We start from the raw sequence: 15,728 nt of genomic DNA on the forward strand, positions 1-15,728 counted from the left end.
TTTTGGGCGACACGCAATGCCTCAGGCCGTCGAGCCGACGACGCCTTCGACGAGATAGTCCATGCTTTCGAGTTCGATGGCGGTTTCGACGAAGGCCTGGCCTTCGGTCGCGACGACGGCGCCCTTGTTGCTCTTCAACGGGCCCTTGATGACGGAGAAGCCGCCCTTCATCATTTCGGCCAGCGTGCCGTCGAACTGCTTGCGGGCGGCTTCGCCGACGGCAGGACCGAGCGGGCTCATCTTGACGAAGCCGTCAGCCAGTCCGCCGCGCGTGAAATTAGGCAGCGGCTTGCCGGCGACGAGGTCGTCGACGAACATCTTGTAGACCTTGGCCCAGTTCCACTCTGCGCCCGTGAGATATTTTTCGGGTGCCAGCGGACTCTGGTTGGCGTGATAGCCGCAGATGAAGGCGCCGCGTCCGGCCGCCGTCTCGACCACCACTTTCGGACTGTCGACATGGCAGGTGATCACATCGGCGCCCTGGTCGACCAGCGCGTTGGTGGCCTCGGCCTCCTTGACCGCCAGCGACCATTCGCCGGTGAAGATCACCTGGCAGGTGATCGCCGGATCGACCGAGCGCGCGCCCAGCAGGAAGGAATTGATGTTGAGCAGAACCTGCGGGATCGGCTTGGCGGCGACGAAACCGAGCTTCTTCGACTTGGTGGTGTGACCGGCGACGACGCCGTTGAGGTACTGGCCCATGCCGATATAGCCGAAATAGGACCCGGCGTTCATCGGGTGCTTGTCCTTGTTCCACATGCCGCCGCAATGGCGGAACTGCACGTCGGGGAACTTGGCGCACATGGCCAGCATATGCGGATCGAAATAGCCGAACGAGGTCGGGAAGATCAGCGAGGCGCCGTCGAGATTGATCATCGATTCCATCGTCTTCTGGACGTCGACCGTTTCGGGAACGTTTTCTTCCTCGACGATGGAAATGCCTTCGATGCCCTTCAGCGACGCAGCCCCTTCGGCATGCGCCTGGTTGTAGCCATAGTCGTCCTTCGGGCCGACATAGATGAAGCCGACGGTAGCGGCGGCGGCGCGCGCCGCGCGGATCGGAAAGGCTGCCGAGGCAAGGCCCAGCGCCGCTCCGGCGGCGGAGGTCTTGAGCAGATCGCGGCGGCTAAGCATGAATCTCTCGGTCATATCGAATGCTCCCCTTTCTTGGACCCGGCACGGGTCGGTTGATCTCCTGTCAAGAAAGTGCATGCAATCGCTATGCCAGTTCCAAGACGAGGTTTTCCGTAATAAAATCAATAGATAACTTTAGAAGGCCTGCATAAAGGCAAGGCAAGTGCATGCACTTTATGCCTGAAAAATGATCAATTTGACATAAGGGTCAAAATCTAGGCATACAGAGGTGCAGCCTGAGTCGAAATCAACCCGCGAGCCGTCCACGTCGCGGGTCCGGATACAAGAAACTGGACGGAGGAGACGTGTCGGGAAGGCGCTTGGTCAGGTCGGGCACGACCGTGGATCAGATGGTGAGGACGATCGCGGATCGCATCGTCACCGGCTATCTGCGCCCCGGCGAAAGGCTCGACGAGGGCTCGCTCGCCGCCCGCTTCGACGTCTCGCGCACGCCCGTCCGGGAGGCGCTCGGCCATTTGAGCGCCATGGGGCTGGTCGAAAGACGGCCCAATAGGGGCGCCATCGTCGCCGTGGTCACGCAGGAACACCTCGCCTCGATGTTCGAGAGCATGGCCGAGCTGGAGGCAATCTGCGCGCGCTTCTCGGCCGAGCGCATGACCGGTGCCGAGCGGCGCTCACTGGAGATGGAGCATCAGGCCTCGGCGCGCCTGGTGCAGCTCGGCGCCGAGGAGGACTACGAGTATTTCAACACAGAATTCCACAGCCGGCTTTATCGCGGCGCCCACAACACGCATATCCACGATCTGACCGTGACGACGCGCAGCCGGCTGGCGCCGTTCCGGCGCGCGCAGTTCATGCTGCCGGGCCGGCTGGCCAAGTCCTGGCAGGAGCATGATGTGATCGTCACCGCGATCATGCGCGGTGACGCGGCGGCTGCGGGCAAGGCTGCCAGGGATCATGTCTCGATCGTCAGCGAGGCCAGCGCCGTGTTCGCGGCCGTCGATCCGATGCCCCCCGTGCTCAGCCGATCCGCGCGTCGATGATCTCGACGAAGCGCGCGAACAGGCCGGCCTGCGACTTGATCTTGAGCTTGCGATAGATGTTGCGGCGATGGACCTTGACGGTGCCGGGCACGATCCTGAGCGCCCTGGCGATCGATTCCGTGGAGTGACCCTGAAGCACCAGGTCGACGACCTGTTTTTCGCGCGACGTCAGCGACAGGCTTTTCCAGATATGGGCGCGATCCAATTCGTTGGCCGTCGCGACGGTTTCGCCCGGCGGCGGGACCGCAACCTCGTCGGCAGGCAGGGCCGGCCAGCGCAGCTTGCAGAAGCCGACCACCGCCGGGGCCATGTCGCGCAGCAGCCTGGCATCGGCAGTCCCGAACGGTCCCGAGGCGCGCAGCCGCATCAGCGACAGCACCAGCGCGTCCTTGCCGGCCAGCGGAACGAAGAAGCCGACCTCCTCGGCGAGCCGGGTCTGGCTGTAGTAGGAGCGGTAGTACTCGCTGGCATAGAAGCGGTCCGGTGCCAACTCGCGCATGCGCCAGAACCCTTCCTTGCGCTTGACCGCGGCGTGATGGAACGGGTCGAGCAGGTAGGGTCCCTCCTGATAGAGGGCGACGAAGATGTGGCTCTCCGCCGGGGAGAAAGTCTCGAACAAGAGTGGCGGCCGCGCAGCACCGCGATAACCGAAGATCACGCAGTGGTCGAAGCGGACGTGTCCGCGCAGCCAGCCGACGATCGCCTTGCCGAAATGATCGCCGCCGGTCTCGCGCGTCGCAGCGATGACGGCGGCTAAAGCGTTGTAGTCGTCACTGCGGGAGGCGGCCAATCCATACCCCTCTGAACGATAAAATCGGCTAAATATACCACCCGCGAGGTATATACTAGCCGGCATTGGCTCTGCTAGCGTCAGGAAATTGCCTCACGCTGTCGCTGGAGCCCGTGGCTTGACTGCAGTGCACGATATCGAGTTTCGCGCGGTCACCAAGCGCTATGGCGCCGTCACCGCGGTCAGCGGCATCGACCTCGCCATCCCGCCTTCGGCTTTCGTCGCGCTGCTCGGCCCTTCGGGCTGCGGCAAGACGACTTGCCTGCGCATGATCGGCGGCTTCGAGCAGCCGAGCGCAGGCCAGGTGCTGATCCGCGGCCGCGACATGGCCGGAACGCCGCCCTACCGGCGCCCGGTCAACATGGTGTTCCAGCAATACGCGCTGTTTCCGCATCTCGATGTCGAGGAGAACATTTCCTACGGCCTGCGCCAGGCACGACCGCGCCTGTCGTCGCGCGAGATCAGCCTGAAGGCGGGCGAGGCGCTGGCCATGGTGCAGCTCGCCGGCTACGGACGCCGCAAGATCCACGAGCTGTCCGGCGGCCAGCAGCAGCGCGTCGCGCTGGCCCGGGCGCTGGTCAACAAGCCGGCGGTGCTGCTTCTCGACGAGCCGCTGGCGGCGCTCGACAAGAAGCTGCGCACCGACATGCAGATCGAGCTGCAGAACCTGCAGCGCGAGATCGGCATCACCTTCGTGCTGGTTACCCACGACCAGGAGGAAGCGCTGTCGATGAGCGACTTCGTCTGTGTCATGAATGGCGGCCGTGTCGTCCAACTTGGACAGCCGAGCGAGATCTATGACGAGCCGGCTGATCTCTTCGTCGCCGACTTCGTCGGCAAGACCAATCTGCTCAGCGGCAAGGTGGCTGGCTTGTCGGGCGAGCTCGTCGACGTGGCGCTCGCCGACGGTACGGTCATCGCCGCCCGCAAGCGGGTGCCGCTCAGCCGGGGCGAAGCGGTATCGGTGAGCCTGCGGCCGGAATCGCTGAACCTCTCCGCGCCCGGAAGCGGCAGCCTGCAAGGCATCGTCCGCAACCGGATTTTCCTGGGCTCGACCGCGGAATACGCGATCGAGGTCCAGGGCATCGGATCGCTGCTCGCCAAGGCCGACCACGTGATCGGCCAGGGCAAATTTTTCAAGCCGGGCGAACCCGTCGCCATCGGCTTTGCCGCCGGAGCGCCGCTGGCATTTCCGGGGGCCAAGAACAACGGGACCAACCAGAGGGAAGACCAACATGTCGAAATCCTATCGTGACGGACTGCCGATAAGCCCCGAAAAATTCGTCGACCAATTGATGCGTCTGAAGCGCGGCTCGATCAGCCGGCGCGACTTCCTCGGCCTCACCGGCCTCGGCGTCGCGACCGCGGTGATGGCGCGCGAGCTCGGCATCATGCCGACGCCGGCCTTTGCCGCAGAAAACCTCGGCGACCGCATGTCGATCGCCACCTGGCCGAACTACCACGATCCGGCAACCTTCGAGAACTTCAAGGCCGAGACCGGCGTCGCCGTCGAGGTCAATGTGTTCGGCTCGAACGAGGAGATGCTGGCCAAGCTGCAGGCCGGCGGCTCGGGCTGGAGCCTGTTCGTGCCGACCAACTACACCATCTCGACCTACAAGAAGCTCGGCATCATCGAGCCGCTGGACATGGCCAAGCTCGGCAATTTCGACGGCTCGCAGGAGGATGCGCGGTTCACGGCGGAAGGCACGATCGACGGGACGATCTACGCCGTGCCGAAGAACTGGGGCACGACCGGCTTCGCCGTCAACACCAAGAAGCTCGCCAAGCCGATGTCGAGCTGGAAGGAGTTCTGGGATACGGCCATGGCCGAAGGCGACGGCCGCACCATGGTGCATGACTACCAGCTCACCACGATCGGCAACGCGCTGAAATATTACGGCTATTCGTTCAACTCGCTGAAGCAGGACGAGCTCGCCAAGGCCGAGGAACTGCTGCTCAAGGTCAAGCCGCATCTCTTCGCGGTGTCGAGCGACTATCAGCCCGGGATGCGCGCCGGCGATGCCTGGATGACGATGTGCTGGACCAATGACGGGGCGCAACTCCATCGCGACATCCCCGAGATCGCCTATGTGCTCGGCAAGGAAGGCGGCGAGATCTGGACCGACTTCTACGCCATTCCGAAGGATGCGCCGAACAAGCCTGCCGGCTATGCGCTGCTCAACTACCTGATGAACCCGAAGGTGGCGGTGAAGGAGCATCTGGCCAACGGAGCACCCTCGACCGATGCCCGCGTCAACGCGCTGCTGCCGAAGGAGGTGCTCGACAATCCGATCCTCTATCCGGCCGCCGACCTGTTGAAGCCGCTCGAATTCGGCGCCGCCGCGACCCTCACCGATCCGGGCCGCGCCGAGCTGATGGCGCGCTTCAAGTCGGCTTGACCGGCGCCAGCCACAAACCCGCTCCAGACAACGAGACCGGCGGACGAATGTCCGCCGGCTCTGAACCGGCTTTCTCGATGCGCGGCAGTCTCGTTCGCAAAAATATCCTGACGGCGCTGCTGCTCGCTCCGGCCACGCTGTGGCTGGTCGTCTTCCTGGTGCTGCCCTTCGTCGCCATCGCCATCTTCAGCGTCGGCGAGCGGGCGCCCGAGGGCGGCTATCAGGCGGCGCTGACCTTCGCGCAATATGCCAACCTGCCGGCGCGGGCGACCGCCTTCTGGAACACTATGGTGCTGGCGCCCGCTGGCGCGCTCGCCTGCCTGCTCGTCGCCTATCCCGTCGCCTATTATCTGGCGCTGCGCGCGCCGCAGCGCTGGCGGCTGATCCTGCTCGCGCTGATCGTCATCCCGTTCTGGACCAGCCTCCTGATGCGCACCTATGCCTGGATGTACATCCTCGGCGGGCGCGGCATTCCGGCTCTGCTCGCCTATGTCGGCATCGAGGACCTCAGGCTGATCAACACGCCGGGTGCGGTGCTGCTCGGCATCGTCTACGGCTATCTGCCGCTGATGATCCTGCCGATCTATGTCAGCCTGGAGCGGCTCGACCGCCGGCTGCTGGAAGCCTCCGCCGATCTCGGCGCGACGCCGGTGTCGACCTTTCTCGGCGTGACGCTCAGGCTGTCGCTGCCCGGCGTGATGACCGGCTTCTCGCTGGTGATGATCCTCTTGCTCGGCGAATATCTGATCCCGACGCTGCTCGGCGGCGGCAAGGTGTTCTTCATCGGCAACGCGCTGGTCGACCTCTTCCTGCAGTCGCGCAACTGGCCGTTCGGATCGGCGATCGCCATCACGCTGGTGCTGGTCTCGGTGGTGGTGCTGATCGTCGCCAACCGCATCTCGACCCGGCTTTCGGGTGCACGCCGCGTGGACCTGATCTGATGCGCGCTTTCGTCGTCGCCGTCTTTGCCTTCCTCTATCTGCCGATCGCGCTGGTCGTGCTGTTCTCCTTCAATGCCGGCCACCATGCCAGCGAGTTCACCGGCTTCTCGGCGCAATGGTACGGCAAGGCGCTGTCGAACCCGTTCCTGGTCGAGGCGCTGAAGAACAGCCTGTTCATCGCCACCACCAGCGCGCTGCTTGCGGCCTTCTGCGGCACCGCCGCGGCGCTCGGTCTGCAGCGGGTCGGCGCGCGGACGCGGGCGCTCTTCGATGCGCTGCTGGGCGCCGCGATCGTCGTGCCGGGCGTGGTCATCGGCATCTCGACGCTGGTGGCGCTGGTGCAGCTTTTTGCCGTCGTCAATCCGTTCCTCGCTTCGCTCTGGCCGACCGACCAGCCGCCGCGCCTGGCGCTCGGCTACGGCTCGATCATCGCCGCGCACGGCCTGTTCTCGATGGCGCTGGTGACGATGATCGTCGGCACGCGGCTCAGCAGCCTCGACCGCAATCTGGTCGAGGCCTCGAGCGATCTCTACGCCACGCCGCTGACGACGTTCCGCTCGATCGTGCTGCCGCAGATTATGCCGGCGGTGGTCGCCGGCTTCCTGCTCGCCTTCACCTTCTCCTTCGACGATTTCATCATCGCCTTCTTCGTCGCCGGCGCGCAGACGACGTTGCCGATCTATGTCTTTGCCTCCATTCGCCGCGGCGTGACGCCGGAAATCAACGCCGTCGCGACGATCGTGCTCGCCGCCTCGGTTCTGCTCGTCCTGCTCGCGCAATGGCAGCTCGGCCGACGAAAACCATCGCCTTGAAAGACAAGTCCATGATTTTGAAAGATCGCATCGCCGTGGTGACGGGCGCCGGGTCGGGCATCGGGCGCGCCGGCGCCATGATCATGGCAAGAGAAGGGGCGGTCGTGATGATCGCCGACCGGGATCCGGCGGCCGGCGAAGCCACGGCGTCGGATATCCGTGAAGCCGGTGGCCACGCCGAGGCGGTCGCCACCGATGTCGGCAACGACACCGCGGTCGAAGAGCTGATCGCGGGAACGCTCGGCAAGCATGGTCGGATCGATATCCTGCACAGCCATGCCGGCATCCAGGTCGGCGGCACGCTTACCGAAGTCAGCACCGACGGCATGGACGCTTCGTGGCGGATCAATGTGCGGGCGCAGTTCCTCGCGGCCAAGGCGGTGATGCCAGCAATGATCGCGCAGGGCGGCGGCGTCATCCTGAACACCGCCTCCAATTCCGGCGTGTTCTACGACCGCGAGATGATCGCCTACGCCACGTCCAAGCACGCCGTGGTGGCAATGACCAGGCAGATGTCGCTCGACTATGCCAAACACAACGTGCGCATCAACGCGCTTTGTCCGGGCTGGGTCGACACCCCGTTCAACGAGCCGTTCATCGCCCAGATGGGCGGACGCGATGCGATCGAAAACTATGTCCGGACCAAGATTCCGATGGGGCGCTGGGCGAGCGCGGAGGAGATCGCCGAAGCCATTCTGTTCCTCGTTTCCGACCGTTCGTCCTTCATGACCGGCCAGGCGCTGGTCGTCGATGGCGGCGAGAGCATAGGCTGAGCTGTTCCAACAGAGCGGACTTGCGCCGACAGCCAGGATCGGTCAAACCATAGGCTCCACCTTGATGAGACCCGTCATGCAAGCCGCAAAACAGCGATATCGCGAAAGGCATTCGATTTCTGCCGGCGGTGTTTCATTTGCGCGAGCGGGGTGCCACTGATCATGCGCTGCTGCCGGCACGAGAACCTGCAACGCGCGGAGGAGACCAAGGTCGGCTCGCATGTCGTCCGTGACGGCTGGACCGAGGGAGTAGCAGGACGCTCGATCCGGCCTCTCGGCCGGCCACCAGGCGGGCGTCCGTCATTCAGATAGCGCAGCTTATTTAACGCTCAAAACCCAACGGACGTGCCCGCCGAAGCGATTTCTCCTTCGTACGGACATGACCGATGCCTGACAAACAATACTTTCCCCTCTCCAGCAGCGCCGATCCGCAAAGCTGGCTGACAACGCGTGGGATAAACGAGGTCGAGTGCCTCGTGCCCGACGTGAACGGCGTGCTGCGCGGCAAGGCCTTGCCGGCGGCGAAGTTCTTCAAGTCACTCGAGGACCGGGCGCTTTACTTGCCGAGCAGCGCCTTCCTGGTCGCCATCGACGGCCGCTATTCCGGCTCCATCGACGAAGGGTTCGCCTATCAGGACCCCGACATGCGGATGGTGCCCGACCTTTCGACGCTCTGCCTTGCGCCAGGCGGCGGCGCCGGCAGAGCCTATGTCTTTGCCGACACATTCCATATGGACGACCGGCCATGGATGGCTTCGCCGCGCCATGTGCTGAGGGCGGTGCTCGACCTCTACCGCCGGCGCGGCTGGCGCGCAGTGATGGCGCCCGAGCTCGAATTCTATGTCACGGCGCCAAACCCCGATCCGGACCGGCCGCTGACCGCGCCGGTCGGGCGCAACGGCCGGCCGGAAAGCGTGCAGCATCCCTACGACATGCAGGCGCTGGAAGAATTCGAACCGGTCATACAGCGCATCTACGCGCATTCGGCCGCCGCCGGCCTGCCGCTCGACACGCTGATCCACGAATCCGGCACGGCGCAGCTCGAGATCAATTTCCTGCATGGCGATCCGCTGGCGCTGGCCGACAAGGTGCTGCTGTTCAAGCGCCTGACGAGGCAGGCGGCGCAGGCGAGCGGCCTGCATGCCACCTTCATGGCCAAGCCGATCGCGGCGCAGGCCGGCAGCTCGATGCATCTGCACATGTCGATCGTCGACGAGAAGGGCGAGCCCTTGTTTGCCGGCAAAGATGGCACCGACAGCGAGATGTTCGCGCAGTTCATCGGCGGCCTGCAGAAATACATCCCCGAAGTGATGCCGCTGTTCGCGCCCAATGTGAACTCGTATCGTCGCATCCGGCCGGGTCACAGCGCGCCGGCCAATATCGAATGGTCGCACGACAACCGCTCCTGCGGCCTGCGGGTGCCGATGGGCGGGCGCGCCGCGCGGCGGGTGGAGAACCGGCTGCCCGGCGCCGATGCCAATCCGTATCTCGCCATGGCCGGCTCGCTGATCGCCGGCTATCTCGGCATCGAGGAGAAGCTCGCCCGCTCGGCGGAAGCTTTCGGCAATGCCTATCGCAGCCAAAGCACGCTGCCGAAGACCATGGAGGAAGCGCTCGACCGCTTCGCCGCCTGCGAGCCGGTGCGGGCGCTGCTCGGCGAGGATTTCTTCCAGACCTATCTGCGCGTCAAAAGTGTCGAGCTCGACCTGTTCCAGACCGTGGTGACGTCGTGGGAACGCGACCATCTGCTGCTCAAGGTGTGACCGTGGCTTCCCGTTCAACTGGTTTCAATTCCGGTCTCGATATCGGCAAATCCTACTATGTCGCCACCGCCAATCCGGCGCCGGACCATCCGGCGCTCGTTCGTGACGTCGAAGCCGACCTGGTGGTCGTCGGCGGCGGCTGCACCGGCCTGTCGGCTGCGCTTCATGCGGCCGAGCGCGGTCTGAAGGTGGTGCTGCTGGAGGGTGGCAAGATCGGCTGGGGCGCCTCCGGGCGCAACGGCGGCCAGATGATCCCCGGCCTGCGCAAAGGCGCCAAGGGGCTGGTCAAGGCATTTGGGCGCGAACGGGCGAAGGCGCTGTTCGACCTCGCCTTCGAGGCGCGCGGGTTGGTGCTCGACATCATCGAGCGCCATGGCATCGAGTGTGACCTTCGCCTGACTGGCCACTTGGTCGGCGCCGTCAACGGCTCGGATATGCGCGACTTCGAGGAGGAAGCCGAGTGCCTCGCCAAGGTGATGAACTTTGCCGATGTCGAGATCCTCTCGGCGGCGCAGGCGCGGCAGATGGTAGATACACCCTACCAGGGCGCGGTCTTCGAGAGGCTCGGCGGCCACATGCATCCGCTGAACTACACACTCGGGCTCGCGCGCGCGACTTCCGCCGCGGGTGTTGCCATCTACGAGAACTCGGTCGCGGTGCGGCTGGAGCGCGAGCCGTCCATTCGGGTGTTCACGGACAAGGGTTCGGTTCGCGCCAAACATGTCGTGCTGGCCGGCGATGCGCTGCTCCAGGGGCTCGAGCCGCGCGTCAACAGCCGCATCATGCCGATCGGCAACTACATCGTCGCCACCGAGCCTTTGGGCGAGCGCAACGTCATCCCTTCCAATGTCGCGGTTTCCGACACGCTTTTCGTCGTCAACTACTACCGCCTGTCGGCTGACGGCCGCCTGCTGTTCGGAGGCGGCGAGCGCTACACGCCTTCGCCGCCGGCCGACATCGCCGGCTTCGTGCGGCCGCATATGGAAAAGACCTTCCCGCAACTCAGAGGCTGCCGGATCGATCACGCGTGGGGCGGGCTGGTGTCGGTGACGACGTCGCGCCTGCCGCATGTCGGGCATTACGGCGAGGTCTATTTCGCGCATGGCTATTCCGGCAAGGGCGTCATCCTGTCGACGCTGTCGGGCAAGCTGCTGGCGGAAGCGATCACGGGCGACGCCGCGCGGCTCGACCTGTTCTCGACGCTGACGCCGCTGCCGTTCCCGGGCGGCACGGCGCTGCGCGGACCGCTCTACGTGCTCGGCATGCTGTGGTATGCCATGCGCGACCGTCTGAGACATTGATACTGGCTTTCCGGTCCCCGGCGCGGCTAAAGCGCGTCGCGATCTTTCAGATTCGCTCCGTGCGCTTTAGGTTTTTGATTTTACGCATGTCTTTGTCCCGAAACCGGTTCCCACTTTCGGGAGACATGCTCTAGTGTCCAGGCGCCGGGGACGAAATCCGGGTAAGGAAGAGGATGAACATCGAGCCGGGCCGGCTGACGAAGAAGGAGCGACACGAGCTGATCCTGTCGGAAGTCAGGCGCTCGGCATCGATCCGCGTCTCCAAGCTCGCCCGCCGCATCGGCGTCGCTGGCGAGACCATCCGCCGCGACCTGATCGAGCTCGGCGAGGCGGGGCTGATCAACCGCACCTATGGCGGCGCCACGATCTCGCTGATGACGTCGGAGCCGGCGATCACCGACCGCGGCCTCACCATGATCGAGGAGCGCGCCCGCATCGGGCGGGGCGCCGCCGGCCTGATCGAGAACGGGCGCATCGTGATGATCGACGGCGGATCGACGACCTATGAGGTTGCGCGCAGCTTTTCCCAGCTAAGACGGGATCTAACGGTCATCACCAACTCGATCGGCATCGCGTCGGTTGCGGGTGCCAATCCGAGTTTTCGGGTCATCCTTTGCCCCGGCACCTATGACCACCGCGAAGCCAGCGTGCTCGGCGAGGACACCGTCGAATTCGTGCGCCGCTACAATGCCGACGTCGCCATCATCGGCGCATCGGCCGTCAATGCCGAAGGGCCGAGCGACATGGTCTCAGGCGCCGCGGCGGTGAAGCGGGCGATGATGGCGCGGTCGCTGTCGACGATGCTGGTCGTCACCAACGACAAGTTCGGCCGCAACAGCCTGGAACGCGTCTGCGCTTTGGGCGATATCTCCGACGTCGTCACCGACAGCGAGCCGGCGGCAGAGCTTCGCGCCGCGATCGACGAAGCGGGCGCGGAACTGCACGTCTTCGCCGCCGGCTGATAGAGCTGCCGCCGGATAGCTGGCCGTCAGACCGGAAACAGGAAGGCCGACGCGGGATCGAAGAAGATTTGCCGGCTCGAAGCGCCATTTGCGTCGTCCGGCTCCGCCGCGTCCGAGGTCGGCCTGACGTCGATCTCGTCGCCCGACGCGGTGCGGGCCACGACGCGCCGGCGGTCGCCGAAGAAGGCTGCGTCGACGATCTCCACGGCGAGTGCTGCATTTCCTGGAGCGGCGGTGAGGCGGAAGGCTTCGGGGCGCACCATCAGCCTGGCCTTCTGGCCGCGATCCAGGGCTTGCGTGGTCTTCACGCCCGTGACGACCGAGCCGTCGGCAAGCCGCACCGTTGCTGCGCCGCTCTCAGTCTCCAGATGCTCCGCCGGCAGGAAGTTGGAGTTGCCGATGAAGCCGGCGACGAACTCGCTCGCTGGCCTCAGATAAAGGTCCTCGCCGGTGCCGATCTGCTCGATGCGTCCTTCCTTGAACAGCGCGATGCGGTCGGAGAGGTGCAGCGCCTCTTCCTGGTCGTGCGTGACATAAAGAACGGTGACGCCCGTCTCGCGGTGGATGCGGCGGATCTCGGCCTGGATTTCCTGGCGCAGCTTCTTGTCGAGGGCCGACAGCGGCTCGTCCATCAACAGGATCGGCGGGTCGTAGGCCAGCGCGCGGGCAAGCGCGACGCGCTGCTGCTGGCCGCCCGACAGCGCGCCCGGATAGCGGTCGGCAAACTTTTCCAGGCGCACCAGCGCCAGCATGTCGGCTACCTTGCGCTTCACCTCGGCATCCGGCCGCCCGCGCACGCGCAGCGGAAAGGCGACGTTCTCGGCGACGCTCAGATGCGGGAACAGCGTGTAGCGCTGGAACACCATGCCGATGTTGCGCTTGTGCGACGGCACGGCAAGCAGCGACTTGTCTTCCAAAAGCACGTCGCCGGATGTCGGGTCCTGGAACCCGGCGATCGCATAGAGCGTCGTCGACTTGCCGGAGCCGGACGGTCCGAGAAAGGTCAGGAATTCGCCCTTGGGCACATCGATGGTGACGTCATGGACGGCGACGAAGGCGCCGAACGTCTTTCTCACCGCGCGAATGGACAGGAATGGCCGGGTCATCTGGAGAGTTTTCTGCGAAGGAGTGCGGTCACGATCATCAGGCACAAAGTGAGCCCGACGAGCAGGCTGGAGGCGGCGGCGACGACCGGGCTCAAGTCGGCGCGCAGGCTGCCCCAGATCTTCACCGGCAGGGTCTGCAGGGTCGGGCTCGCCATGAAGATTGCCACCACCACCTCGTCCCAGGAGGCAAGGAAGGAAAAGATCGCCGCCGAGAAGATGCCGATGCGGATCGAGGGCAGGGTGATCCTGAGCCTCGCCTGCAGCGGACTCGCGCCGCAGACGATCGCCGCGTCCTCGATGGATTTGTCGAAACCCTCGAGCGCGGTGGCGATCGGGATGATGGCGAAGGGCAGCGCCAGGATGGTGTGGGCGACGACGAAGCCTATCGTGGTGCCGGCGAGCCCGATGCGCAGGAAGAAGGCGTAGATGGCAATGGCGAAAACCACCACCGGCAGCACCATCGGCGTGAGCAGCAACCCGCGCAGCAATTGCCGCCCGCGAAATTCGCCCCTGACCAGGCTGAAGGAAGCAAGCAGGCCGATCAGCACGGCAAGTATGGCGGCCATCGCGGCGATGCGCGCGCTGGTCAAAGCCGCGTCGATCCAGGTCGGATCGGCCAGCAGTTCCTGATACCATTTCAGCGTCCAGCCGGGCGGCGGGAAGGCCAGCCAGCGCGACGAGCCGAACGACAGCAAGACGATGAAGACCACCGGCAGCAGAAGGAAAGCGGCGACCAGCGCGGTGAAGCCGGCAAGTGCCGCGCGGAGCCATCCAAGGCGATCGTAGTCGAGCAGCATCGTCAGACGCCTCCGGCGAGGCGTTTGGCACCGACCATGCGCAGCTGGATCGCGTAGAGCGCCATGGTGACAGCGAGCAGCACGAAGGCGGCGGCACTTCCGAGCCCCCAGTTGAGCAGCGATTGCACCGTCTGGGCGATCATCTCGGCGAGCATCATGTTGGATGTGCCGCCGAGCAGCGCGGGCGTCACGAAATAGCCGAGCGACATGACGAACACCATCAGCCCGCCGGCGGCGATGCCGGGCAGCGACAGCGGCAGCAGGATGCGGCGGAAGGCTTCGAACGGGCTTGCGCCACAAAGGGCGGCGGCGCGCAGCGTCATCGGATCGATGGCGCGCAGCGTGCCGACCAGCGGCAGGATCATGAAGGGCAGCATGATGTAGACCATGCCGATGGTCACGCCGGTCAGGTTGTTGATGAGTGGCAGCGGCTCGTGAATGACGCCGAGCCCCATCAGCGCACGGTTGATCACCCCGGTGCGCTGCAAAAGCACCATCCAGGCATAGGTGCGGGTGAGAAGGTTGGTCCACATCGACAGGATGATGACGCCGAAGACGATCGAGCCGAGCGCCGGCGGCATGATCGCCAGCATCCAGGCAACCGGAAATGCCACTACGATGGTGACGGCGGTGACGACGGCAGCGACCAGGAAAGTGTTGAGGAACACGCGCGCATAGGTGCCGCTGCCGAACAGCGCGGCGTAGTTCTGCAGGCCGGGCTCGGGATCGGTGACGCTGCGCAGGAGAAGCGCGACCACCGGCACGATGAAGAATAGGCCGACCAGGGTCAGCGCCGGCAAGGCGCCGCCGCTGCCGGCCGGCAGGCCGGCGAAGGACTGGCGTCTGAAAGCATTCGCCGTCATGGGACGTCCCTTTCAAACGGGGCGCGTTGCCGCGCCCCGCTCCCGTCGTGGGGCTACTTGGTCTGCCAGGCGTACCAGCGCGTGGCGATCTCGTCGCGATGCTCGGCCCAGTAGTTCATGTCGAGGTTGATCTGGCCGTCGACATGGGCGTCGGGCAGGCCCTTGACCACGTCGGCGGCCATCTCGGCCTTGGCTTTGGTGTTGATCGGCGCGTAGCCGCTAGCCTCGGCGAATTTCGCCTGGCCGGTCGGACTGGTGGCAGTGGCGAGAAACTTCATCGCGCTGTCCTTGTTCTTGGCGCCTTTCGGCACGACGAGGACGTCGGCGGCGGTGAGGTTCTGGTTCCACGAGACGCCGACATCGGCGCCGTCCTTCTCCAGCGCGAAGACACGGCCGTTCCAGAGCTGGCCGAAGGCGGCTTCGCCCGAAGCGATCAGCTGCTGCGACTCCGCGCCGCCGCCCCACCAGACGATGTCCGACTTGATCGTGTCGAGCTTCTTGAAGGCGCGGTCGAGGTCGAGCGGATAGAGCTTGTCCGCCGGCACGCCGTCGGCGAGCAATGCGATCTCGATCACGCCAGGTGCCGACCATTTGTAGAAGGTCCGTTTGCCGGGAAATTTCTTGGTGTCGAACATGTCGGCCCAGCTGGTCGGCTCGCCCGAGACCGCGCTCTTGTTCCAGGCCAGCACGAAGGAATAATAGAAGCTGCCGACGGCGTTCTCGTTGCTGAAGCGCGGATCGAGATCGGCCTTGGGCACGACGGCGAAGTCGATCGGCTCCAGCAGTCCGTCCTTGGCGGCCTTGATGGCGAAGTCCATCTCCACGTCGACCACGTCCCAGGTGACGTTCTTGGCGTCGACCATGGCCTTCAGCTTGCCGTAGTCGGTCGGGCCGTCCTGCAGCACCTTGATGCCCGAACCGGCCGCGAACGGCTCGGCCCAGGACTTGGTCTGCGCTTCCTGCGTGGTGCCGCCCCAACTGGTGAACACCATTTCATCGGCCTTGGCGGCGGTCGCCGAAAGCAATCCGGCCAGGACGCCGGCTAAGATCAGTTTCATGTCATTCTCCTCTGATTTCTGTGTT

At 65.0% G+C, this 15,728-nt stretch carries 15 protein-coding genes; 9 read left to right on the forward strand and 6 right to left on the reverse strand.

The window, feature by feature from the left end:
* Nucleotides 1-21: 21 nt before the first annotated feature.
* Entirely contained in the window at nucleotides 22-1,149 is a 1,128-nt protein-coding gene (locus EJ071_RS10290; RefSeq protein WP_126097759.1) for a BMP family ABC transporter substrate-binding protein, read from the reverse strand.
* 335 nt (nucleotides 1,150-1,484) lie between these two features.
* Between EJ071_RS10290 and EJ071_RS10295 the strand changes: the two genes are divergently transcribed.
* Nucleotides 1,485-2,138, forward strand: a complete 654-nt coding sequence (locus tag EJ071_RS10295) for a GntR family transcriptional regulator (protein WP_189521534.1) — start codon at nucleotides 1,485-1,487, stop codon at nucleotides 2,136-2,138.
* Here the strand turns inward: EJ071_RS10295 and EJ071_RS10300 are convergent.
* Entirely contained in the window at nucleotides 2,116-2,928 is an 813-nt protein-coding gene (locus EJ071_RS10300; protein WP_245460192.1) for a LuxR C-terminal-related transcriptional regulator, read from the reverse strand. The genes EJ071_RS10295 and EJ071_RS10300 overlap by 23 nt on opposite strands.
* A gap of 118 nt (nucleotides 2,929-3,046) precedes the next feature.
* Here EJ071_RS10300 and EJ071_RS10305 point away from each other — a divergent pair, with 118 nt between their 5' ends.
* The 8 genes from EJ071_RS10305 (at nucleotide 3,047) to EJ071_RS10340 (ending at nucleotide 11,879) form a co-directional block, all read left to right on the forward strand.
* Nucleotides 3,047-4,183, forward strand: a complete 1,137-nt coding sequence (locus tag EJ071_RS10305; RefSeq protein WP_126097761.1) for an ABC transporter ATP-binding protein — start codon at nucleotides 3,047-3,049, stop codon at nucleotides 4,181-4,183.
* Complete coding sequence (locus tag EJ071_RS10310) at nucleotides 4,164-5,327, forward strand: spermidine/putrescine ABC transporter substrate-binding protein (protein ID WP_126097762.1); 1,164 nt, start codon at nucleotides 4,164-4,166, stop codon at nucleotides 5,325-5,327. The genes EJ071_RS10305 and EJ071_RS10310 overlap by 20 nt, the downstream gene beginning before the upstream one ends.
* 47 nt (nucleotides 5,328-5,374) lie before the next feature.
* Nucleotides 5,375-6,268, forward strand: a complete 894-nt coding sequence (locus tag EJ071_RS10315; RefSeq protein WP_189521438.1) for an ABC transporter permease — start codon at nucleotides 5,375-5,377, stop codon at nucleotides 6,266-6,268.
* Nucleotides 6,268-7,080 carry an ABC transporter permease gene (locus EJ071_RS10320; RefSeq protein WP_126097763.1) on the forward strand — a complete coding sequence of 271 codons (813 nt, stop codon included), beginning with the start codon at nucleotides 6,268-6,270 and terminating at the stop codon, nucleotides 7,078-7,080. The genes EJ071_RS10315 and EJ071_RS10320 overlap by 1 nt, the downstream gene beginning before the upstream one ends.
* 11 nt (nucleotides 7,081-7,091) lie before the next feature.
* A complete protein-coding gene (locus tag EJ071_RS10325; protein ID WP_126097764.1) occupies nucleotides 7,092-7,853 on the forward strand; it encodes a glucose 1-dehydrogenase in 762 nt (253 codons plus the stop codon).
* Nucleotides 7,854-8,239: 386 nt separating this feature from the next.
* Nucleotides 8,240-9,616, forward strand: coding sequence for a glutamine synthetase family protein (locus EJ071_RS10330; protein WP_126097765.1), 1,377 nt, complete (start codon nucleotides 8,240-8,242; stop codon nucleotides 9,614-9,616).
* 2 nt (nucleotides 9,617-9,618) lie between these two features.
* Complete coding sequence (locus EJ071_RS10335; RefSeq protein WP_126097766.1) at nucleotides 9,619-10,917, forward strand: FAD-binding oxidoreductase; 1,299 nt, start codon at nucleotides 9,619-9,621, stop codon at nucleotides 10,915-10,917.
* Nucleotides 10,918-11,090: 173 nt separating this feature from the next.
* The gene (locus EJ071_RS10340; protein ID WP_245460193.1) at nucleotides 11,091-11,879 is read left to right on the forward strand and encodes a DeoR/GlpR family DNA-binding transcription regulator; all 789 of its coding nucleotides are present in this window, start codon (nucleotides 11,091-11,093) and stop codon (nucleotides 11,877-11,879) included.
* Nucleotides 11,880-11,905: 26 nt separating this feature from the next.
* Here EJ071_RS10340 and EJ071_RS10345 read toward each other — a convergent pair whose 3' ends face one another.
* From EJ071_RS10345 to EJ071_RS10360, 4 genes are read right to left on the reverse strand one after another with little or no spacing between them, the layout of a single operon-like run.
* Nucleotides 11,906-12,985 carry an ABC transporter ATP-binding protein gene (locus EJ071_RS10345; protein WP_126097767.1) on the reverse strand — a complete coding sequence of 360 codons (1,080 nt, stop codon included), beginning with the start codon at nucleotides 12,983-12,985 and terminating at the stop codon, nucleotides 11,906-11,908.
* Entirely contained in the window at nucleotides 12,982-13,782 is an 801-nt protein-coding gene (locus EJ071_RS10350; RefSeq protein ID WP_126097768.1) for an ABC transporter permease, read from the reverse strand. The genes EJ071_RS10345 and EJ071_RS10350 overlap by 4 nt, the downstream gene beginning before the upstream one ends.
* A 2-nt stretch (nucleotides 13,783-13,784) precedes the next feature.
* Complete coding sequence (locus EJ071_RS10355) at nucleotides 13,785-14,645, reverse strand: ABC transporter permease (RefSeq protein ID WP_126097769.1); 861 nt, start codon at nucleotides 14,643-14,645, stop codon at nucleotides 13,785-13,787.
* 53 nt (nucleotides 14,646-14,698) lie between these two features.
* Entirely contained in the window at nucleotides 14,699-15,703 is a 1,005-nt protein-coding gene (locus EJ071_RS10360; protein ID WP_126097770.1) for an ABC transporter substrate-binding protein, read from the reverse strand.
* Nucleotides 15,704-15,728 lie beyond the last annotated feature (25 nt).

The sequence above is a fragment of the Mesorhizobium sp. M1B.F.Ca.ET.045.04.1.1 genome, from assembly GCF_003952465.1.
Classification (GTDB): domain Bacteria; phylum Pseudomonadota; class Alphaproteobacteria; order Rhizobiales; family Rhizobiaceae; genus Mesorhizobium; species Mesorhizobium shonense.